General features: G+C 55.0%; 16 protein-coding genes. 5 read left to right on the top strand and 11 right to left on the bottom strand.

Annotated elements, in window-relative coordinates:
• Positions 1-207: 207 nt before the first annotated feature.
• Genes JNK54_00235 through JNK54_00225 form a run of 3 tightly spaced genes read left to right on the top strand, consistent with a single transcriptional unit; the run spans position 208 to position 7,170 of the window.
• Entirely contained in the window at positions 208-3,228 is a 3,021-nt protein-coding gene (locus JNK54_00235; GenBank protein MBL8022696.1) for a PD-(D/E)XK nuclease family protein, read from the top strand.
• A complete protein-coding gene (locus JNK54_00230; GenBank protein ID MBL8022695.1) occupies positions 3,225-6,539 on the top strand; it encodes a UvrD-helicase domain-containing protein in 3,315 nt (1,104 codons plus the stop codon). Before JNK54_00235 ends, JNK54_00230 begins: the two co-directional genes overlap by 4 nt.
• 46 nt (positions 6,540-6,585) lie before the next feature.
• Positions 6,586-7,170, top strand: coding sequence for a response regulator (locus JNK54_00225; GenBank protein ID MBL8022694.1), 585 nt, complete (start codon positions 6,586-6,588; stop codon positions 7,168-7,170).
• Positions 7,171-7,218: 48 nt separating this feature from the next.
• Here the strand turns inward: JNK54_00225 and JNK54_00220 are convergent, their stop codons facing one another.
• The 8 genes from JNK54_00220 to JNK54_00185 all read right to left on the bottom strand — a co-directional run bounded on the left by JNK54_00220 (position 7,219) and on the right by JNK54_00185 (position 17,619).
• On the bottom strand, positions 7,219-7,560 hold the full coding sequence (locus JNK54_00220; GenBank protein MBL8022693.1) for a P-II family nitrogen regulator: 342 nt from the start codon (positions 7,558-7,560) through the stop codon (positions 7,219-7,221).
• Between the two features lie 19 nt (positions 7,561-7,579).
• Positions 7,580-8,809: an ammonium transporter gene (locus JNK54_00215; protein ID MBL8022692.1), complete on the bottom strand. Its 1,230-nt coding sequence runs from the start codon at positions 8,807-8,809 to the stop codon at positions 7,580-7,582.
• 316 nt (positions 8,810-9,125) lie between these two features.
• A complete protein-coding gene (cydB, locus tag JNK54_00210; GenBank protein MBL8022691.1) occupies positions 9,126-10,142 on the bottom strand; it encodes a cytochrome d ubiquinol oxidase subunit II in 1,017 nt (338 codons plus the stop codon).
• Between the two features lie 3 nt (positions 10,143-10,145).
• Entirely contained in the window at positions 10,146-11,555 is a 1,410-nt protein-coding gene (locus tag JNK54_00205; protein ID MBL8022690.1) for a cytochrome ubiquinol oxidase subunit I, read from the bottom strand.
• Positions 11,556-11,625: 70 nt separating this feature from the next.
• Entirely contained in the window at positions 11,626-11,967 is a 342-nt protein-coding gene (locus JNK54_00200) for a P-II family nitrogen regulator (protein MBL8022689.1), read from the bottom strand.
• Between the two features lie 4 nt (positions 11,968-11,971).
• The gene (locus JNK54_00195; GenBank protein ID MBL8022688.1) at positions 11,972-13,516 is read right to left on the bottom strand and encodes an ammonium transporter; all 1,545 of its coding nucleotides are present in this window, start codon (positions 13,514-13,516) and stop codon (positions 11,972-11,974) included.
• A 261-nt stretch (positions 13,517-13,777) separates the two neighbouring features.
• A complete protein-coding gene (locus JNK54_00190; protein ID MBL8022687.1) occupies positions 13,778-15,601 on the bottom strand; it encodes a hypothetical protein in 1,824 nt (607 codons plus the stop codon).
• A 53-nt stretch (positions 15,602-15,654) separates the two neighbouring features.
• On the bottom strand, positions 15,655-17,619 hold the full coding sequence (locus tag JNK54_00185; GenBank protein ID MBL8022686.1) for an amino acid permease: 1,965 nt from the start codon (positions 17,617-17,619) through the stop codon (positions 15,655-15,657).
• A gap of 219 nt (positions 17,620-17,838) precedes the next feature.
• Here JNK54_00185 and JNK54_00180 point away from each other — a divergent pair, with 219 nt between their 5' ends.
• Positions 17,839-18,555, top strand: coding sequence for a hypothetical protein (locus JNK54_00180; GenBank protein MBL8022685.1), 717 nt, complete (start codon positions 17,839-17,841; stop codon positions 18,553-18,555).
• Positions 18,556-18,613: 58 nt separating this feature from the next.
• Here JNK54_00180 and JNK54_00175 read toward each other — a convergent pair whose 3' ends face one another.
• Genes JNK54_00175 through JNK54_00165 form a run of 3 tightly spaced genes read right to left on the bottom strand, consistent with a single transcriptional unit; the run spans position 18,614 to position 20,309 of the window.
• Positions 18,614-19,411: a TonB family protein gene (locus JNK54_00175; GenBank protein ID MBL8022684.1), complete on the bottom strand. Its 798-nt coding sequence runs from the start codon at positions 19,409-19,411 to the stop codon at positions 18,614-18,616.
• 1 nt (position 19,412) lies between these two features.
• Positions 19,413-19,853, bottom strand: coding sequence for a biopolymer transporter ExbD (locus JNK54_00170; GenBank protein ID MBL8022683.1), 441 nt, complete (start codon positions 19,851-19,853; stop codon positions 19,413-19,415).
• Positions 19,854-19,856: 3 nt separating this feature from the next.
• Positions 19,857-20,309 carry a MotA/TolQ/ExbB proton channel family protein gene (locus JNK54_00165; protein ID MBL8022682.1) on the bottom strand — a complete coding sequence of 151 codons (453 nt, stop codon included), beginning with the start codon at positions 20,307-20,309 and terminating at the stop codon, positions 19,857-19,859.
• 153 nt (positions 20,310-20,462) lie between these two features.
• Here JNK54_00165 and JNK54_00160 point away from each other — a divergent pair, with 153 nt between their 5' ends.
• Complete coding sequence (locus JNK54_00160) at positions 20,463-21,359, top strand: TIGR01777 family oxidoreductase (GenBank protein ID MBL8022681.1); 897 nt, start codon at positions 20,463-20,465, stop codon at positions 21,357-21,359.
• The last annotated feature ends 62 nt before the right edge of the window (positions 21,360-21,421 follow it).

The following is a 21,421-nucleotide window of genomic DNA, read 5'->3' as shown; positions in this document are numbered from 1 at the left end:
GTAATTCATTCACAGGAAAAATCCCCCCCCTCCGAAGTGAGACGTTAGTGGCTCCGCCCCTTTAGGTCTTGGTCTGCTTGGCTCGCCTGCCTTTTGTTTAGGATTTTCCGGCGCAAAAGAGATCCCATTCGAATTTCGTCCGATAAGAGCGGAATGGTTGGGGAAGTTTTATAATGAGAAGAGCGCCCTTGTCGGGGCGAAGAACCCATGCCCCTTTCACTCCATTGCGGTCCATTCTCATTCCTTGAGGAATCCTTCGTTTCCCACTTGACGGCGAATCCGCCGGCGGTGAACCGGCGGGTGGCGGTGGTGACTTCTTCTCAGCGGATGGCGGAGCGACTTCAGCGCCTGTTAACCCAAGAACGAGGCCACTCTTTTTTTAACCTCCGGTTTCATACGCTTCACAGCCTTTCCTTGGATGTTCTCCGCTCCGCCCATGTGTCCTTACCCGCTGTCATTAATGAAGATCTCTTCCATGAACGGTTGGTGGAGCGGATTCTCATCGATAGTGGTGAATGGGCGAGTGATCGGGCACGGGCGTTGGCGGAGGCCCATCGGGCGACCCTGCGGGATCTAGTGGAAGCGGGAGTGGAAATGGGAAGTTTTCGAGAACATTTTAGTGATATGGAAATTCCAGGGAAGGAAAAACTTTTCCGTCTTTTGGCCCTAGCGGCCCGGTACCGGGAACGATTAGCGGATTTGAATGTGGCCGGATCAGCGGATTTAGCGCGGTTGGCGGGCCTGACCGTGGAGGATCGTCCGAGTGTTTTGGACAGTTACGATGAATTCCTCTATTACGGTTTCTACGATCTGAATGGTGCCCAGTCCGATTTTTTTAGCGCCGTGGCCCGTCAGGCCAGGGTTCACCTCTTTTTCCCCTGTGTGAAAGGTCAGCCGGGGTGGGCCTTTGCCGAACGGTTCCTTGAACTAAAAATTCCCTTGGGAGGGGCGGAGGTTCATAACGAAAAATCCCAGGGGGCCGGTCCTTTGGGGGGAGTTTTGCGGTCTCTTTTTAATCCAGGTTCGGAACCCGACACTGTTTCACCCCCTATTCATTTCATGAATGTTTCTGGTGAACGGGATGAAATCTGGCGCGTGGCAAAAGAAATCTTAAAACTTCGTGAAGGGAAGAATCCTCCGGATTGGGATGAGATCGGTCTTGTCGCCCGGGGGACAGACGCTTACACCGCGCTGGTTCCGGAAATATTTGGAGTCCATGGAATCCCCTATTCCCTTTCGGATGGGGGGCCCCTTCTTTCCCATCCTGCCGCTCGACTGGCCATGGACCTCATCGCGTTGCTCGGCCGGGCCCACGATCGGGACGCTCTTCTGGACATTGTTAATTCCCCTTGCCTTCGAGTGGATGTCCTTCCCCTGTCTTCCCGAGAGGAGATTCAACGCTATTTAACCCAGGCGGGGCCTCGGGCCGGGTTGGCCCATTTGTTTTCCCCTGAGACAGGAATGATCTTAGATGTTCCTGAAGAATTGCGCGGGCCGGTTCCTCCCCAGGCCCTTCTAAAATTGTTTTCATCGTTTAACCCCAACATTCCGCTAGGAGTGAGCCGGTGGAATACCTCTCAATCGAAGGACGTCCTTTCTTGGGCAGCTCACGGGGCAGCGGCGCGGGACCGATGGGAATCCCTGATCGATCGCACCGCGGAATCGGGGGAAGTTATGGAGATCGTTTTTGGATTAGTGGACCGATTGGTGGAAATGGATCGTTTCTCTCCCCCAGTGAGTGGAGAGGAATTCTCTTTCACCTTTGGGGAGGCCCTTCGGGCGGCCCGGCGACCTGGAACGGGCTCGGTGCATGGGGTGCGAGTGATGGGTGCCATGGAAGCGCGTGGGGAAAGTTTTGGGACACTGTTCCTGGTGGGATTAAAGGAGGGTGTTTTTCCGCGGGTGGTGCGGGAAGATCCGCTCTTGGGGGACGATCTCCGGCGGGTTTTGCGGGACCCCGGGGGGTATTGGATTCTTCCGAAACGGGAAGGGTATGACGAGGAAAAATTGTTGTTCACGCTTCTCGTGAGCGCGGTGAAAGAGCGGTTGTTCCTTTTGTTTTCTCGTTCCGGGGAAGACGGGCGCGCCGAAGTTCCGTCCTTTTATTTAAGAGATTTAGCACGGGCGGCGGGGCTCTCTTTGGACGAGGCGGAACGTCTTCCGCGGCCCCCCTTGGAAAAGTGGGGGTCGGTTTCCCCTTCCCTCTTAACCCTCCAGGAAGCGGGTCTGGTGGACCTATTGGACGATCGTTCCGTGTCGGATGAATTTAAAAATACCGTTAGAGGCGCGGCTCGTTTGGTGTCCCGAGGGGGCCCTACCCCCATTGACGGAGTGGTGGGTCCGCCACGAACTTATTTGGAGAAGTGTGCGGGAAGGGGGATCTCCCCGAGCGCGTTGGAAACGTTGGTCAGTTGTCCGTTTGAATTTTTTCTTTCCCGGATCCTGGGTCTTCGTGAGACCCGAGCGATGTATGACGAAGAGGGTGTGACGCCCTTGGCCCTAGGAAAAATTCAGCACGCTCTTTTGGAAAAAGTCTACGGGTTGTTTCTTTCCGGTGGGGTGCCTGACCCGGCTGAGGCTGCCACTCTCATGCGGAAGGAAACCCATCAGCTGTTTTCATCCCTGGGGGCCTCCTCGGCCGGGCCCTACCCTCTTCTTTGGTTGTCGCTCCAAGAGCGTGTGGAACGTCAATTGGTGGATTTTATCGTCAAAGATGTTTTTCGTTTGAAAGCGGAGGGGTTTCGTCCTGCGAAAATGGAATGGGCGGTGCAAGGGCCCCTGCCGGGAACCTATTTCATTTGGTCCGGACGACTGGATCGCGTCGACTGGAACCCCACGTCAAATCGGTTTCGCGTCATCGATTACAAGAACAGAATTCGAAAGGAAACCCTGTTCGAGAGGGTTTGCGCGGGGCAGGTGTTTCAGGCCCCGGCCTACCTGGACCTGGTGGACGCCCAGGGAACCTGGGGCCCCGATGTTCAGGCTGATGGAGTGCGATACGAATATTTGGCCACGAACGAGACGGAAGAATTCGCAGGAGAGGCCTGGCGGAAAGAGAAGCCCGTTCTCCAGGCCCGTGTCCAAACGTTGGTGTCCCAGATCCAAGAGGGACGATTCCCGATTCATCCAACGGAAGGCCCCCAGGCCCATTGCCAATGGTGTGATTTTGCCCGGGCCTGTCGGAAAGCCCATGGGCCTTCGCGCCGACGCGCGGAGAAGATTTCATGACCGCGGATCATCCTTCACGCGAAGAGGCCCGGAAACGGCTCGACGTTAACATCGTCGTTGAGGCGGGGGCGGGAACAGGAAAAACGACGCTTTTAACCGACAGGCTCCTCTTCCTTCTTTTGGCGGGGGGGGCGGAGCGGTCGGGTTTGGCCCTCACACGGATTGTGGCTCTCACGTTCACGGAAAAAGCGGCTGGGGAAATAAAAACTCGGTTAGCCGAGCGGTTGCACGACCTCCTGCGCCGATTGGGGGGACTTCCCCTTCCGGAGAAGCGAGCGGTACGAACGGACTATTGGTTACGGGAAGCTCGGGAAGATTTTGGGGCGACGGACGAACGTATCCACCGGATGGCGGAAGACGCTCTTCGCGAGTTGGACCGGGCCTCTATTGGAACGATTCACCGGTTTTGTAAAACGCTCATCCAACTGTTTCCATTGGAAGCGGGGGTCAATCCGAATTTTGATATGGATAAAGGAGACGCCTTCGAAGAACTCTTCCATTTGGAATGGGGGAAATGGCTGGAGAGAGAACTTCAAGTGGGCGGGCCCACGGAATCTCTGTGGCGGGAAATTTTGCCCCATGTGGGGTTGGGCGACCTGGCGACATTGGCTCGGGCTCTGGGGCGTAGCCCTTCGTTTGAGGACGCGACAGATTCCTTGGCGGATCGACTTCACTCTTTGCGCGAAGGACTGGATCGGTTGGCGGAGGGAAAACCTAAACCGCGGCGCGGGAAAATGTTGGAGTCTCTCCAACGTGTTTCCGAACGCCTCCAGGCTCTTGAGCGGGTGGTTCGGGACCCTTGGGCGGCTTTGCCTGTTTCTGACGAATGGAAAGAAGATCCTAAAAAATGGCCTCAAGAATGGGGGGCGTTTGAGGGGGAAACACTCTATGGAGAAGCCTGCGCCCTAGCGAAAATCGTTTCGCCTTTTGGGGAAGCGGTTCTGGCCCGAGCGCGAAAACTTTTAGCGCCCTTTGCGGAACACCTTCGTGCCCGTTACCGTGCCGCGGGGTGGATGGGGTTTGACGATCTCCTCCGCGGCGCCCGGGACCTTCTGGCCCATCATCCCGAGGTCCGTCGTGACCTCAAAAACCGTTTCGGGGCCGTGTTGGTGGACGAGTTTCAAGACACTGATCCCTTGCAAGGGGAAATGCTGTTGTTTTTGTCCGAGCGACCAGAGTCCGAGGCCACCGCTTGGCGGGAAGTGATCTTGGCGCCCGGGAAGCTCTTTATTGTCGGGGATCCCAAACAATCCATCTATCGGTTTCGCGGGGCCGATATCCGCGCTTACGAAGCGTTCGTGGCGCTTGTGATCGCTCAGGGAGGTCGGAAATGTGATCTGCTCACAAGTTTCCGTACCCACGCGGGAATTGTGGATCCCCTCAATCGCCTTTTCGCCCATTTGATGCAAGAAGTTCCAGGATTACAGCCGGCGTACCTGCCTCTCCACCCTCGACCAGGAGATCCCAGCGGGGGAGGAATCGAACTGGCTTTGGTCCCGGGCGAGGGCGGTGGGTCCGATGAGGACACTCCTTCCGCGCGTGCCGGGAAAGAGGCGGAGGCCCGATGGATTTCTCGCTGGATCGTGACCCATTGTGGGCCGGAAGGGTCCGACCGTCCCTGGAGGTTGGGAGACGTGGCCCTCCTTTTCCGGTCCACCTCGGCGCTAACCATTCATATGGAAGCCCTCAAGGCTGCCCAGATTCCTTACCGGGTGGAAAGTGACCGAGCATTCTACAGCACACCCGAGGTCATTGATTTTCTCAACCTTCTCCGGGTCTTAATCGATCCGACCGATCAGGTGTCTCTGGTGGGACTCCTCCGCTCTCCTCTTATTCTCTTGGAAGATCGGGAGATCCTTGTCTTGGCGGAGGCTAAGGCCCTTTACGACCCTTGTGTACCTCCTGAAACAATTCCCGATCCTCTTCGGCGGCGGGTCATGGAATTTTATTCTTTGATGGGCCAACTTCGGGAGGTGGCACGCCGGGTTCCCCTGGGAGATCTTGCCGCTTATTTACTGAAGGAGACCTCCCTTTTGGCCGCGGCGGCCGTGGCCTATCACGGGGAACAAAGTGTGTCGAACCTCTTTAAACTGGTGCGTCTCGCGACAGAGGCCAATCGTTTGCGAGGAGAAACCCTGGCGGGGTTCACCCGTTGGTTGACCCACGCGGTGGGGGGGGGTGTGGAGGAAGGGGAAAACCCTTTGGGGGAAGAAAAAGCAGACGCGGTACGTCTCCTGACGGTGCATAAAGCGAAAGGATTGGAATACAAGGTCGTTTTTATTCCTAATCTGGGCGCCGCGGTTCAGGGGGGGAGTCGAAATCCTCCGGCGTTGCGGCAGGATTGGGCGGAAAAACGATCGGGTCACCGTTTGGTGGAGAAAAAATGGGCGGATCTGGGCATGGCGTTCTTGGAAACCGATGAGCGTCGACGGGAACGGGAAGAATCAATTCGTCTTTTCTATGTGGCCGCCACCCGGGCAAGGGAACATGTGATTCTGCTGGGGAACGAGAAAGCTGCACGGGGTTCTTTTATGGAGATGCTGAAAAGCGCTTCTGTTCCGGAATCCGGGAGTTGGGCGTTGCCCGATGGGTTTCGACTTCCGGTGAAGCCGGTTTCCTGGGAAGAAGAGATTTTACGGTGGCCCGCAAAAAAAACGGTTGGAAAAACCCTTTTAACACCGGATTTAATTCACTGTTGGGACAAGCGAATTCTTCGGGGATCGCGGGTTCAAGGAACTCCGCTTTTCAGGAGCCCTTCTAACCCGACTCCAGGGACCGACAAACTTCGTTGGGCCGATTTCGAAATGCCACGGAGATCAAGAGACGAGGCAACTCTCTTGGGTCGGTTGGTCCATGGGGTTCTCGAGGTTTGGCCTTGGGATGGTAAATCCGGAGTGGCTCCGTGGGTGGACCGAATCGCATCCGGGTTGGTGTCGGAATTCCGTGAAATCGATGGGACAAAACTAAAGGAAGAGGCCTCCAAAATCCTATCGATCTTCTTTTCTTCTCCCTTGGGGCGCTCCATTCGTTCAGAAAATATTTTGGCTCGCGAAGCCCCGTTCCTCTATCCTGATTCGGGGATGACCGTGCGGGGGATCATCGATTTGTTGTACAGGCGGGACGGGAATTTGTGGGTTGCTGATTTTAAAACCGATCGGATCAAACCCGAAGACGTCTCGGTTCGCGCCCAACATTATTTGGAACAGGGTCAATTTTACCGTGAGGCGGTTCAACGTTCGTTAGGGGAAGCCTGCGGGTTTGAAATTATTTTTCTTCGGGTGAGCGCGCGGGAAGTTTTAATCCGCCCTTGACAGGGGGGGAAACCGGGGGTAAAAGGACAGGAGGAATCATCCTGTCATGAAACTAAAAGCCTACGGGACCCATAAGGTTGCAAAGATCTGCCACGTGACGCCGCCCACGGTGGGGCGGTGGATCGCGGAGGGGTTGTTGCCGTCGTTCACCACAGGCGGTGGCCATCGTCGCGTTTGGGATGAAGATCTTCTTGTTTTTTTAAAAAGCCATAACATTCCCATTCCTGCTGAACTTTTAATTCCTACGGGGCCGCTCCGGGTCTTGGTGGTTGACGATGAAGACCGCCTGCGAAAGTTGGTCATTCGCTCGCTTCGCCGGGGATTACCGGAGGGGGAGTTTCACGAAGCGGCCGACGGTTTTGAAGCCGGCCGAAAGATCGCGGAACTGATTCCCGCTCTCGTGGTGTTGGATCTTCGGCTGCCCGGTTTGGATGGCGCCAGGGTTTGCGAGAGCGTTCGGGCGGACGAAAAACTTAGGGATATCTCCGTTCTCGCCATTTCGGGTTATGACCCGGGCGTCACGGGCCCTGAAGCCCTGGCCGCGGGGGCGGATGTGTTCCTTCCGAAACCCTTTCGTCCCGATCAAATCTTGTCCGAAGCTAAAAAACTTCTTCCTCACTCCTTCCTTTAGTCGGGATCACATTTGTTGAGGGGAAAATAGTATTTGCCGCGCTCTGGTTTAGCCGATGGCCAACCGTCCTGTTTCGCCCGTGCGAATTCGCAGAACCTGACTTAGATCTAAGACGAAAATTTTCCCATCTCCCACATTGCCCGTCCGGGCCGCGGTTCGAATAGCGTCCAGCGTGGGGTCCACGTATTCTTCGTTAACCGCCACCTCAATCTTTACTTTTTTTAAGAGGCTTCCGCCTTCCCGGTGACTTCGATAAACTTCAGAAATTCCTTTTTGGCGACCGCGTCCCATGACGTTCGTGACCGTCACAAGGTGAATCGCTTTTTCTTCCAGGGCATCCAACACGTCGTCCAATCTGTCCGGCTGAATAATGGCTACGATGTATTTCATAGGGGTTTCTCCTTGGAGGTCAATCGATGACTGTGTAGGCCGCTTCCCGATGCTGGGTGAGATCGAGACCGATTCGTTCGTCCTGCTCAGTGACCCGGAGGCCCACCAAAACGTCCACCAACTTGAGGAGGGCGAAACTCAGAACAAAAGAATAAATCCCCGTGATCAAGACCGCCTGGGTTTGAATCCAGAGTAAACTTGGATTTCCATGGAGAAGTCCGTTCGCCCCACCGGCATTCACGGCAAGAGTGGCCCATAAGCCCGTGGCAATGGCTCCCCAAATCCCCCCCACGCCGTGAACCCCGAACGCGTCCAAGGAATCGTCATAACCGAATTTGACTTTTACATACATGACCGAAATAAAACAGATGCCCGCGGAGGTAAGCCCAATGGCCATGGCCCCCAGCGGGGTGACAAACCCCGCCGCGGGTGTAATGGCCACAAGGCCGGCCACGGCTCCCGTGATGGTCCCCAGCATGGTCGCGTGCCGGTTCACAAGCCAATCCAACCCGGCCCAAACCAGCCCTGCGGTGGCCGCCGCGATATGGGTGGACACGAAGGCCGTGGTGGCCAGTGTTCCGGAACCCAGGGCACTCCCAGCGTTAAACCCAAACCACCCGAACCATAAAAGTCCTGCTCCCAAAACGGCAAAGGGGAGGTTGTGGGGGGGGGAGATCCGGGTGGGAAACCCCCGCCGTTTTCCCAATACCAGAGCAGCGGCCAGGGCGGCCATCCCGGCGTTGACATGGACCACAGCGCCACCCGCGAAATCCAGGGCTCCGGTCTCTTTTAAAAATCCTCCCGCGCCCCAAACCCAATGGGCAACGGGGTCGTACACCAGGGTGCTCCAGAGGAGGGCAAAAAGGACATAGGCAGAAAACTTCATGCGTTCGGCAAAAGCTCCGAGAATGAGGCCCGGAGTGATGATGGCGAACATGCATTGGTAAATCATAAACGCCTGATGGGGAATCGTGGGTGCGTAGTCCAGGTTGGGGGCCAAGCCGACCCCGTTAAGACCCATCCAGTGGAGGTTCCCGATCACTCCCTTGATGGTCGGACCAAAAGAGAGGCTGTATCCCACCAAAACCCATTGGACCGTGATCAGGCCCATGACGGCAAAACATTGCATGAGCACCGACAACATGTTCTTCCGCCGAACCAACCCTCCGTAAAAGAAGGCCAAAGCCGGTGTCATCAGGAGAACCAACGCGGCGGAGAGAAGGACCCAGGCGGTATCCCCCGAATCAATTCTGGGAACGACGGTCTCCTCCCCAATTTCCGCCCAGAGGACGGGTGTGACCAGTGTGGCGAGAACACTTCCAAGGAAAATCCGAAAATATTTCATGTCTGCATTGACCCCCTAAAAGAGTGGCTCCCCTGAGAGAATAAAAAAACGTCTCGGCCTTCGGCGAGCGCCGAACGGCGAGACGTCGTTGTCTCTTTTCCCTAAGTCCCAGAGGGCCGGAACATGCTGTCCAAATGGGGCACAACGGTGTGCCCCATTTGGATTCTACACGTGGACCCCTACGTGTGTCAATTAAAGTCCCTCGCTGTTCCGGGTCGAGTTAATAACTGAACTTCCCAATCTCCACTTTTCCACGGAACACCCAATATATCACTGCCGTGTACGCCAGGACGAAGGGCATGCCGAGGAAGGCCATGAGGCGCATGATTTTTAAGGTTTTCTCCGAAGAAGCGGCGTTATAGATGGTGAGACTGGCGGTGGGGTCGAGGGTCGAGACGGCGAGGTTGGGGAAGAGGGCGAGGCCGAAAAGGAAGACGAAGGCCGCGATGGACGCCCCGCTGGAGAGAAAGGCTTCAAAGGCCCGGCCATGAAAAACGGCTCGGGGGATGTTGGCCACGGCCAGAACGTTCAAGATCACCACGGCCCAGGCCCAGGGGTGGTGGGTGAAGTTTTCGACGGCGCGGGGAAAGGAAACAAGCGTGAAAATGGTGGTGAGCAGGTAAGTGATAAGGAACCAGCCGAAGAGCCGCCAAATCCATTTTTGGAGACGGGCTTGAAGGGAACCTTCAGTTTTAAGATAGAGATAAATGGACCCGTGCATGGCGGCGGTGACGATGGCAAAAAGTCCCACGAGAACGGGATAGGGCGTGAGAAGGCCGAGAAAGGAAAGCCGCAGTTCGCCATCCAGCCCAATGGGAAGACCGCGGAAACAGTTTCCCACGGCGGTCCCGAACAGTAAAACAGTGGTGAGACTGGCCCCAAAGAAAGTCCAGTCCCAGAAAGAACGCCAATGTTTGGAGTGGCGTTTGCTCCGAAACTCCATGGAGACCGCCCGGAGAATCAGGCAGAGGACTAAAAGCATAAACGCGTTGTACATGCCGGAAAATAGGGTGGCGTAGGCCCGGGGAAACGCGGCGAAAAGGGCTCCCCCAAAGGTGACCAGCCAAACTTCGTTTCCGTCCCATAGGGGACCAATGGAATTCATGAAAATGCGTCGTTCGTCATCGGTTTTTGCGAGCGGATGCAGGATCCCCACCCCCAAATCGAACCCGTCCAGAATGGCGTAGCCAGCCATGAGGACGCCTAAGAGAACAAACCAGAAAATATGAAGGTCCATAAATTACTCTTTTCCTTCCGTTAACGAGCCGCTCGACCGGACGTCGCCGGCGGTGTGAATAAAACCACGGCCGGGTCCCTGGGGAGGGGTGGGGACATCCTCGGGACCCTGTTTGATCTTGTGATCCATGACCACAAACCAGACGGCAAACAGCAGAGCGTAAATGACGCCGAACATAAGGATGGACCCCAACACTTGATTTGCTCTGACCACAGGGGAGAGGGCGTCCGACGTTCGGAGAAGTCCATACACGATCCAGGGTTGGCGGCCCACCTCCGCGGCGACCCACCCCAATTGGTTGGCGGCCAGGGGCGCCAAAACCGCAAAGACAAAAATCCAGAGGAGGAATCGGTTTTCAAAGAGTCGACCCCGAATCCTGGCCCACAGGGCCCACCCGGTTAATCCGATCATTAGAAACCCTAGGCCCACCATGACATGGTAGGCATGAAAGGTGAGGGCAACGGGGGGACGGTCTTCTTTCTTGAACCGGTCGAGGCCGGGGACCGGTGTGGTGAAGTTCCCGTGGATCATGAAACTTAGGAGGCCGGGGATTTTTAGGCCTGTGGTGGTTTCTGTTTTTGCGTCGGGGTGGCCCAAAAGGGTAAGCGGAGCGCCGCCGTCTCCGGTTTGATAATGGCCTTCAAAAGCCGCTAATTTCGCTGGTTGATGAACGGCCACCACGCGCGCTTGATGGTGACCGGAAGCCAGTTGGGCCCAACTGGCGGCGGTGGCGAGAAAGAGAGCCAAAGTAAAACTTTTTTGGGCAAGATCCCGATGGCGCCCTTTGAGCAGATAATAGGCGGACACGCTCATCACAAAAAAACCGCCCATGGAAAAAGCCCCTAACCACACGTGGATCAGTCGGTCCATGCTGGACGGATTAAATATCATGGCCCAGAAATCGGTGATTTCGGCTCGCGCGGCCGCGCCTTCTCCCACGATGTGAAACCCCGAGGGAGTTTGCTGCCAACTGTTTGCGATGGTGATCCAAACGGACGAAAAGACGGAGCCCACGAACACCATGAGCGTTGAGAAAAAATGCATCCGGGGGGAGACTTTATCCCAACCGAACACCAGAATGGCCAAAAAGCCCGATTCCAAAAAGAAGGCAAAAATTCCCTCCGCGGCGAGGGCGGACCCGAACACGTCTCCCACGAAACGGGAATAGTTGGCCCAATTGGTCCCGAACTGGAACTCCATGACAATGCCGGTAGCCACCCCCATCGCAAAGTTGACGGCGAAGATCTTCGTCCAAAACTTGGCCATGATTTCGTATTGGGGATTCTTTGTTTTCAGGTACAGGCCTTCCATGGCAACCATCAGAGCTCCCAATCCTATGGTGAGTGGGGGAAACAGGTAGTGGAACATAATGGTCAGCGCGAACTGAAGGCGGGAGAGAAAGAGAACGTCCATGGGGACATTGTGAAAAAAGAAAGGGCGGGGGTCAATGACCCCCGCCCTTTCCGGTGAAACGAAGGGGCTTTTAGCCGATGGCGGCTTTACCCTTTTCTCCGGTTCGAATGCGGACGGCTTCTTCAAGAGCCACCACGAAGATTTTTCCGTCCCCAATGTTCCCCGTTCGAGCGGCTTTGGTGATGGCCGCGATGCAGGGCTCCACATACTCGTCGTTAACAGCGATGTCGAAACGAACCTTTTTTAGGAGGTTGACTTCGTACTTAGCGCCGCGGAAGCTTTCGGTATACCCTTTCTGACGGCCGGACCCCAGGACATTGGACACGGTCATGAGATGAATCTGCGCGTCATCCAAGGCTTTTTTAACGTCCGCTACTTTGTGCGGTTGAACCATGGCTATGATCAGTTTCATGAAATTACCTCCCCGCCTTAGTCGATTCCGGCTCGGGATCCCCAGCGGGAGCGAGGCCGTACTCGGTCAGATAGATTTGGAAGCCCGCGTAGGCTTCCATACCGTGCTCGCCAATGTCCAGCCCTCGAATTTCCTCTTCACGGCTCACGCGAACGCCCATGATGGCTTTCACAACAAACCAGAAGAGGAGGGAAACCACCAGAGTGAACAGAATCACGGTGGCAGAACCCAGGATCTGAACGCCCAGGAGCTTAAACCCACCGCCGTAGAAGAGACCGTTTCCGGTTCCCGCCCCGGTGATCTTGTCAACGGCGAAGAGACCCACAGCCACGGTGCCCCAGATGCCGTTGGTTAAATGCACGGCCAGGGCGCCAACAGGGTCGTCGATCTTGATTTTATCAAAGAACATGACGGCAAAGACCACGATCACGCCAGCGATTCCCCCAATGAGGATGGAGGCGGGCATCGTCACGAAGGCGCAGGGGGCGGTGATCGCCACCATCCCCGCCAAACAACCGTTAATGGTCATACCCAGGTCGGGTTTGCCCATCACGAGCCAGGCGGTCAAGGTGGCGGTTAAAAGACCCGCGGCCGCGGCCAGGTTGGTGGTGATGAGAATGTAGCTAATGGCTCCGGCGTCTGCGGCCATCGTGGACCCCGGGTTAAACCCGAACCAACCAAGCCAGAGGATCAAACATCCCAGGGTGGCCGATGTCATGTTGTGACCCGGGATCGCGTTCGGGGTTCCGTCAGGACGGTATTTCCCGATGCGGGGGCCCAAGACTAAAATTCCGGCCAATCCCGCCACGCCGCCCACGGTGTGAACGGCTGTGGATCCGGCAAAGTCCCAGAAACCCAAGGAAGCCAACCACCCGCCTCCCCAGATCCAATGTCCTGTGATCGGGTAGGCCACAGCAACGAGTACCGCGCTGAACACAACAAACGAAAGATATTTGATCCGTTCCGCAACGCAACCGGAGACGATGGTGGCGGCCGTTCCCGCAAAAACCAATTGAAAGAAGAACTTTGCAGAGAGAGGAATGCCGGTCCAGTTGATGGCGCTGTAGACCCCGGCGTAGGCGTCCCCGGTGGCTGGGCTGTTATCGGCCCCCGTTAACATAAAGAGTCCTTTCAACCCCATAAACCCGTTCCCGTCTCCAAACATGATTCCCCAGCCCACAAAATAAAAGGCGAGGGAACTCACAGCGAAGACGATGAAGTTTTTGGAGAGAATGTTGACCGCGTTTTTGGCGCGGCACATGCCAGACTCCACCAGGGCGAACCCGGCGTTCATCCAGAACACCAAGAAACCCGCCAAGAGGACCCAGAGCGTATCGGAAACGACTTTCCGATCGGTGAGTCCTTGTTCAATGGCTTCCAATCGTCCCACCAGGGCGGGGTCTGTTGCCACAACGGTTTCCATCGTTGGAACGGCGGGTTCCTCGGCCCGAAGGACGACCGTAGTAAGACCGGTTCCCCAGACCAAGAGCGCGAAAAGTCCACCGCGCCAGAGACATCGTTTAATTTGGGACAGCATAATGACCTCCATTGAAGCGCGCCAGGCGCGCTGGAATCTATTTAGATGATTTTTTGGGAGACAACACAGTCTCGGAAGGGCCGGAACAAAAAAAATCCTTCCCGCGTAGCGAGAAGGACGGTCATTGTCCAGGTAAAAATCAACACACCAGTGTGTTGAGAAGCCTATGTTAACATAAGTTTAGAAAAAGTCAATCTTTTTATTTTTCGGGCGTCGCATTAAACAAGCGGAATTTCGGTGGGCGAAGAAGCGGAACCCATTCTATCCGGTGGATCAGTGGAGCCACGCTGAAAGTTTTCCCTCAACGAAAATCAGGATTGTCATAAAAACCGCAATTTCGATGACCACGGGGGTCATGGCCTTGATCCACATGAAGGGGGTGAAGTGATGATCAATTTCCTTGTGGATGAAGGAATACGCCACAACAGATTGGGCCGAGCCAATATGAGTCCAGCAACCGCCAAGGGCGTATCCGGCGATTTGCGCCATGGCGAAGAGATGAATCAAAACCACGTCAAGATTTTTTAAAGCCCGACCAAGAAAGTCCGCCACGACATTGTTATCTAAAAGCGCTGAGAGGAACGTCGCGAAGGCAAACTGACCCAAGGCCATTGGGGCCTTACCTAAATGCTCAACTCCCATGTGGATGAGCTGCGCCAGCTGATCGAAAAAGCCTGTTTTCTGAAGAAGGGAAATGGAGAGGAAAAGAGGAAGGAGGAAGAGGTATTCCTTGAATTCATGGGCGGCTTCCCGAAGGGCCAGCGATCGGATTTTGGGGGCTTTCACGATGCTGAGGAAAGCCAACGCGAATCCAGCGAAAGAGGCCAGGAAAAGAGGAATGTCGTGATTGATGGCGTGGGCGACCAGAAGACCAACGAAAGGGACGAAAGACAAGAGGCCGACGGTTTGGGCGGCCCTTCGTTTCCGCCGCGTGGCGGCCATGGCCTCTTCCAAACGGCGGGAGGATTCTACCGCCTGATGATCATCCCGTCCAAAAGTATGAACGTAATAATTGTCGAGATCTTTGGCGAGGGAATCGTCTAAATATTTTCCAAGGAGGGGAATTCTTTTTTCCGCGGGAATGTGTTCGTTCACCAAGGCCTCCCCGAAAGGGATTCCCTGATGAATTCTTTTCATAACGGGATCCCTTTTCGTCCCGAGGATTTCGGCGTTTTCTTTGGCGAATTCCAGAGCGGTAAAAACTTCTCCGTGGCGTGACGCCTGCAAGAAGCGAACATCGGCGGTGTGTTTGTCCAAAATGTCGAGACCTTGGAGATCAACGGTTTTTCCCGATAATCGTTTTTTTAAATTCCAAAAAACGATCAGATAACTTCCCACGGCTGCCGGGAGGCAATAGCGGATGAAGAAGGCGTTATCGAGATGGGGGTGAAGGTTCGCTTTCATGATGAGGTTCGGGGGTTCCCCGTAGGCCAACCACATGCCGCACACCGTGGTCACAACAGTGGAAACCATAACCGCGTAAATCACGTGGTCGTCTTTGGACTTCGAAAGGAAGAGAAGAATGACCAATGTGCGGATCATCAAACCGATCATGGAGACCCCGTCCAAAACACCGGAGGCCATGGCGACAAGGGCGGCAATGGCGGCAACCGTGGGAACCAGTCGTCCGCGGGTTTGGTCAAGGACAAGGAAACTTACAGTTTCCAAGAGTCGGGTTTGGGCAATGGCGGCCACAAAAAAAGTTAGTCCGAGAATAAAAAGCATGGTGTCCGCGTGGACCAGCTGATCCAGCCCATGGAGGGTCAAAAGATAGTGTTGAGCTGTGTGGATGACGTGTTGGCTCCAGGTTCCCCCTTCCGGTCCTCCTTGGGCGACCCAGGCTGTTTTCCATAGGGGCCAAAATGTGGAAACAATAACGAGCCCGGCCCCATACGTCAGGACATTTTTATCGATCCGGTAACGGATCGAACCGAAAAGAAATATCGCCAGAACGGTGAGGAGAACTTCCGCCGCCAGAAAACCCACGGGCAACGGTTTGAAATGCCCGACGATCAGAGCGAGTGCGGCGGCCACAACGCAACCCACAAAAAACTTGACGGAAGAAAGGTAAACAATTTCTTTTGAATTTGATCCCATGGGGACCTCCTTAAATAGGGGCGCCGTTGCCCAGGAATAAATAAAGCGCGCAATTACTTTGGTAAAGAAATCGGTTTTAATCGAACCCGAATCGGCAAGATAACCGCCTGCTGGCCATTGAACAACAGCCGGCGCTGCAGAACAAACGATGTTCGGTTATGAAGGAAACGGGTCCAGAAAGTTTCTCCTTCGAACGCCAATTGGCCCATAAAAAAGACCCTTTTGGGCCATTCTTGGGCCACTTGGTCGCAAATACGCTCAAGCCCCTCAATGACGTCGGTCCCCAAGGTTAATTTCGATTCCGCATACAATCCCATCCGTTGGGAGAGTTGAGTGTATTTATCCAAATCGGCCTGGGTTGATCCCCGGAGATTCTCTATTTCCGCTTTTCCCTTAAACCGGTCCGAATCGATCACTCCCACAGAAACGAACACGAAATTCTTGAAATGCCCCGGAAAGAGACGGTGAATAGAGAGCAGAGAATGGATTCCCATCCCATTATACCCGTTCACCAAGAGAACAGCCGTGGGTTTGGATGGTAGTTTCTTGGTTTCTGGGGCTTCTTCGGGAAGGGGGAGATGGGTCAGAATGTCATCGAGATGTTGGAGGGCTTTTGATGTGTCTCGGTAATGAGCGTGGACCCAAAAACAAAAAATGATGAGGGCCCCCGTAATCACCAAGGTGACCCATCCCCCTTCTTGAAATTTAATAACGGAAGTCACCACTAAAACACCTGCGGTCACCAGGAGTCCCAGAAAATTAATCGCTATTTTCCGTTTCCAATTGTCCCCACGTTTTTTCAACCAATGGACCACCATCCCGTATTGGGTGAGCGAAAACGTGAGAAACACATTGATGGAATACATGACGACCAGGATCCGAACGGAGGCTTTGGAATAGAGGAGCATGGCCAAAGCCGCGATTCCAATAAAAACCACCCCGTCCTTGATGACCAACCGGTCCGAAAGGTTTGTGAGGCGGCGGGGGAGCCAATTATCGATGGCCATGTTCGACATGGTACGGGGCCCTGCCAAGAAGCCGGCTTGGGCGGCCACCAGGAGCAGGGCTCCTTCGGACAGGAGGGTGATGAGAAGAAAAGCTTTTCCTCCCGGCCATCCCTCCACGAGTCCCTGGATCAATACCGCGTTCATGGTGCGTCCTTCCGCGTGGTGGACCCCATTTAAGACGTAAGCAATCAGGATGCCCCCAGCGGTGAGGGCCAAGGAGAAGGCCATGTATTTCATGGTCCGTTTTCCCGTGGAAACACGTGGTTCGCGGAGAATCTGGAGACCGTTGGACACCGCTTCAATCCCGGTAAAAGTCCCACCGCCCAGGCAGAAGGCCCGGAGAAAAATTCCGACCATGGCCAAAAGACCCAGTGTTCCAATGCCTTCACGGGTTTCTGTCATGGTGGCCCCAACCAATCCGGGTAATTCATCCCCATGGGAAAAGATCCCATAACCGATGACAATCATGTGTGTCACAAGGAATACGATAAAAATTGGGGTTAAAATAACGATGGACTCTTTAACGCCGCGGAGGTTAAGGGCCACCAGGACCCCCAAACAGAGGAGGGTGGCACCGAATTTGTAAGGGAGGAATTGTTCCGGTAGAAAGCTGAAAATGGCGTCGGCCCCCGAGGCAATGGAAATGGCGACCGTCAAGATGTAGTCAATCAAGAGAGCCGATCCAGAAACTAGTCCAGGAATGGGGCCTATGAGTTTCGTGGCGACCAGATACCCTCCTCCACCGGAGGGAAACGCTTCAATGAGTTGAGAATAGCTGGCGGAAAGAATAAAAACAGTTAAAGCAACAGCAATAGCCAGGGGAATGGCCAAGTGGGTGTAAGGGCCCAGGGCGCGGAAGGCTTCTTCTGGGCCGTAACAAGAGGAGCTTAACCCATCCGCCCCCAACCCGACCCAGGCAAAGAAAGCAATTAATGAAACATTATGAAATACATTCGGATCTAGAGGGTTTTTTGCTGGCCCAAAGACCCAATTTCGAACTTTCTTAATCATTGATCCACCCTAAAAAAAAAGCGCCCCGCTCGAAAAGGAGCGAGACGGCGCGGTTCGCGGCGCTGAACGATCTACTAAACGGCGTTGCTCACGGCAATGGGAGCCGAACCGCCCAAATATTACCATATGCACCCCCCATGTCAATGTCGTTTTGGCCTGGTTTGGCCGAAATGTCGCTTCCCATTGTGGTGACCGGGGCACCCCGTTGATGGAGGACAAATGACTCAAGAGATGACGCTCAATCGAAGGAATCTTAGGGATGGTTTGGTCGCTCTTCTTTTTACAGGGTCGATGGCTTGGGGAGCCCTAGAACCTTCTGTTCCACGGTTGATTTCTCCTGTGCCGGATCCGTCATTGATTCGAATTCAGCCCATTGAAGATCGGGAGGCGCCCAGTATTCCCCAAGGGGTCAGAGCTTTCTCCGGACGGGAAGTTTACCTCCGATGGGATCCTTCGGTGGATCGGCTGACTGGGGTCATTGGTTATCGCGTGTTCCGTGACGGGGAAGCGATTTCCCGCGTTTCAGAAACATTCTACAGGGATGCCAAGGTTGAAATGGGAGAGGTTCATCGCTATCAGGTGGCCGCTTTGGATGGGGTGGGCAACGCGTCTGCGTTATCTGAACCTGTCGCCGTTCAGATGCCCCCTTCTGTTCCCCAGGTAAAACTGGTGGCTTACTCCTACCCGAACCCCGCTGTGGGGGGGGCTGTTCCTGTGATTCGGGCCCAGGGAGAGGCATTGGAACAAGTGAAAATTAGAATTTTCGATCTTTCAGGTCGGCTGGTTGAGAATGGAAACCTGACTCCTATTGGATCTTCCACATATGAATTCCCCTGGACAGGGCCCATCGCGAGTGGGATATATGACGGGGTGGTAGAAGCGTATGCGGGGGGGGAACGAACCCAAGCCCGAATCCGTATTGCGGTTGTTCGCTAATCACGGGGGGAGGGTTTAAAAGAAAAGAATTTTCAGGTGAAGTATAAATTGGATTCTATTATTGCAATCGGAATCGGACGAGAATGGGGAGAACAGATTCTTTGAACCCATCGGGAAGGGGGGGGAACGGGGCGGCGGCGGAAACGGCCCGTTTGGCGGTGTTATCGAAAAGGAAATCCCCTGAGGAATTCGTGACTTTGAGTGAAGATATATTCCCGTCTTTAAGAATTTTAAACGCGACTTTGCACTCCCGCGTTCCCGCGTCGGTTCGGTCCCAGGCTTCCCAGAGCCGTTTGTAAACCAGTTCGCCATACCATTTAAACGGAAACTGATTATTAGCGCCACCCCCACCGCCGGGTCCAAACCCCCCAATTTCAAGGGATGTCCCCACTCCCCCCACAGGTCCAGTTTTGGACCCTTGGAAATCACCGTGCCCTAAGGGGGAGTTACCGCGGGCTCCCTTGGTCCCCCCCTTGATGGCAGGGTTTTTCTCGGCGGGTTTCGGCGCAGGAATTCCCTTTATTTTTGCGTCCGTTTTTGATTCTATCGCCACGCGATTTGGGTCTTCCGATGCCGGAGGAAGCTCTTCTATTGCCGGAGGAAGCTCTTCTATGGGCGTGGTGGCTGGGGCAACGGAGGCTTCGGGTCGAGAAGGGGCTGGGGCGGGAGCGGGTTCCAATCGTCCGGTGCCGAATCCGGATTGGCCTCCCAGGAACTGAAACCCGTAATAGGCTTGTGGTCGTTCCGGCCGGTAGAGGAAAATGAAAAGGACCCCCAGTATCAATCCGTGGATGACGGAGGAATAGGCCAAATAGCGAATCACGCCGGGGTCCCCTCGATCATTTGATGTTGCCATTTCAGGGGGTGTTGGCCTCGTCCGGGGCCTCTTCCGTCGGAAGGACAGCGACGCCCACCTTGGCGCCTTTTATTTTTTGCGCCGCGTCTAAAGCCAAAATCACGTTCTTAAACGAGACATCCCGGTCCGCCTCAATGAGAACCGCCCGTCGTTCGTTTTGGGACAGGGCTTGGTCCAAGCTTTTGCCAAAGTTATTGCGAAGAACGCGTTGGTCGCCGATGTAATAGTCTCCGTCCCGGGTAATCTTGACCCGGAGGGGGTTGTCGTTGTCTCCCGGTTGGCCGGCGGCCCGGGGCAGATTGACCGGCACCTGGGATTGGGCGATGAAAGGGGAGACAATCATGAAAATAATGAGAAGAACCAGCACCACGTCAATAAAGGGAACCATATTGATTTCCGTGATGAGGCGCTTCTTTTTGTGGGAACCCAGATGGACTTTCATGGGTTACTCCGCTTCCGCTCGCTCCATGAGTTTCTCGTTATGGAATGTGAAATAGTTAAAGAGCATACTGGCCGGGATCGCCACGCCCAGGCCCGCCGCCGTTGCAAAGAGGGCTTCGGAAATTCCGCCCGCGACCAACGCCATTCCGCCCCCTCCACCGGAGGCCTGGCTGATCGTATGAAAGGCGCGGATGATGCCGAGTACGGTACCCAAGAGTCCAACGAAAGGCGCGGCGTTGGCCAACGTTCCCAAAACCGCCAACCGCTGTTCCGCCCGATCGAAGAGAGGTTTAAGGGGCGGAATGTTTTCGGGTAGATCTAAAGCGGCGCGAATGCGTCGGTGCAAGGAGGTGCATTCAAAGAAGATCGAAACCGTAAGAATGGAAAAAACAAGCAACACGGATAAGATCGGCCAGCCAATCAGTAGGGTATTTTTGAAATCAAAGGTTGACATCATGTGAAGGTCCTCTCTGCGTCAAGTTCCGACGCTAACCTTAATTGCGGCCAGCGAACGGTATTATGAAAAATCGGAAAAGGGATAGGGGCCTTTCCTTCGGTCTTATGCCCGATGTCTTTTATTATAGAATTTACTTCAGCTGAGGAGGATCCTATGAAATTATTGGTATCGGGTGGAACGGGATTGATCGGCGGCGGATTGGTGGACAGCCTTCGAAAGGAGAATCACAAGGTCACTCTTCTCACCCGAAGGGCCTCCGTGTCGGCGCCCCATATCCTTTGGGATCCCCACCTGGAGCGGGTGGATCCGCGTTTGTTGGAGGGCTTCGACGCGGTCGTTCATTTGGCGGGGGAAAACATTGCGGCAGGGCGGTGGACTTCTAAGGTCAAAGATCGAATTTTGAAAAGCCGGTCTAAAGGGACAGCTTTTTTAGCCAACACCTTGGCCGGCTTGACTCGCCCGCCCAAGGTGTTGATCAGCGCTTCGGCCATTGGGATCTATGGCGATCGCGGAGAGGAATCTCTGAACGAAGAGAGTCCCCCGGGGACTGGGTTTTTGGCGGAAGTCTGTCGGGCGTGGGAGTCGTCCAGTGCCCCCGCGGCGGCGAAAGGAATTCGGGTGGCGGCCCTTCGGTTTGGCGTCGTCCTCAGCCCCCGGGGGGGGGCGCTCCAAAAAATGCTCCTTCCCTTCCGGCTCGGTTTGGGAGGAAAAATTGGGACCGGTCGGCAATGGTGGAGTTGGGTAAGCCTGATGGACGTGATCGGAGGGATTCGGCATGTCCTGGAAACGGATTTTATCTCTGGGCCCGTGAATGTTACCGCCCCCTCTCCTGTGACGAACGCGGAGTTCACCAAGGCCTTGGGCCGGGCCCTTCACCGCCCGACGCTCTTTCCCTTGCCCGCCTTCATGGCCAAAATGGTTTTGGGTGAAATGGCCGAATCCCTGCTCTTGGCCAGTGCCCGGGTTGAACCAAAAAAGCTTCTTTCAAGTGGATATGTCTTCCGTCACTCAACCCTTGCGGGAGCTCTGACTGACCTGTTGAAATCTTAAGCGGGAATAAGTTTCCCACGAAACGCTCCGGTCAGAATCCTCTTATTTTCGGGAAGAGGAGG

The organism is Elusimicrobiota bacterium, from assembly GCA_016788905.1.
In the GTDB taxonomy this organism is placed as follows: domain Bacteria; phylum Elusimicrobiota; class Elusimicrobia; order FEN-1173; family FEN-1173; genus JADKHR01.
This window is presented reverse-complemented; position numbering and strand designations above follow the sequence as displayed.

Coding starts and splice junctions, on each gene's coding strand:
- JNK54_00235 (MBL8022696.1), top strand. CDS start 208: ATGCCCCTTTCACTCCATTGCGGTCCATTCTCATTCCTTGAGGAATCC.
- JNK54_00230 (MBL8022695.1), top strand. CDS start 3,225: ATGACCGCGGATCATCCTTCACGCGAAGAGGCCCGGAAACGGCTCGAC.
- JNK54_00225 (MBL8022694.1), top strand. CDS start 6,586: ATGAAACTAAAAGCCTACGGGACCCATAAGGTTGCAAAGATCTGCCAC.
- JNK54_00220 (MBL8022693.1), bottom strand. CDS start 7,560: ATGAAATACATCGTAGCCATTATTCAGCCGGACAGATTGGACGACGTG.
- cydB (MBL8022691.1), bottom strand. CDS start 10,142: ATGGACCTTCATATTTTCTGGTTTGTTCTCTTAGGCGTCCTCATGGCT.
- JNK54_00205 (MBL8022690.1), bottom strand. CDS start 11,555: ATGGACGTTCTCTTTCTCTCCCGCCTTCAGTTCGCGCTGACCATTATG.
- JNK54_00200 (MBL8022689.1), bottom strand. CDS start 11,967: ATGAAACTGATCATAGCCATGGTTCAACCGCACAAAGTAGCGGACGTT.
- JNK54_00195 (MBL8022688.1), bottom strand. CDS start 13,516: ATGGAGGTCATTATGCTGTCCCAAATTAAACGATGTCTCTGGCGCGGT.
- JNK54_00190 (MBL8022687.1), bottom strand. CDS start 15,601: ATGGGATCAAATTCAAAAGAAATTGTTTACCTTTCTTCCGTCAAGTTT.
- JNK54_00185 (MBL8022686.1), bottom strand. CDS start 17,619: ATGATTAAGAAAGTTCGAAATTGGGTCTTTGGGCCAGCAAAAAACCCT.
- JNK54_00180 (MBL8022685.1), top strand. CDS start 17,839: ATGACTCAAGAGATGACGCTCAATCGAAGGAATCTTAGGGATGGTTTG.
- JNK54_00175 (MBL8022684.1), bottom strand. CDS start 19,411: ATGGCAACATCAAATGATCGAGGGGACCCCGGCGTGATTCGCTATTTG.
- JNK54_00170 (MBL8022683.1), bottom strand. CDS start 19,853: ATGAAAGTCCATCTGGGTTCCCACAAAAAGAAGCGCCTCATCACGGAA.
- JNK54_00165 (MBL8022682.1), bottom strand. CDS start 20,309: ATGATGTCAACCTTTGATTTCAAAAATACCCTACTGATTGGCTGGCCG.
- JNK54_00160 (MBL8022681.1), top strand. CDS start 20,463: ATGAAATTATTGGTATCGGGTGGAACGGGATTGATCGGCGGCGGATTG.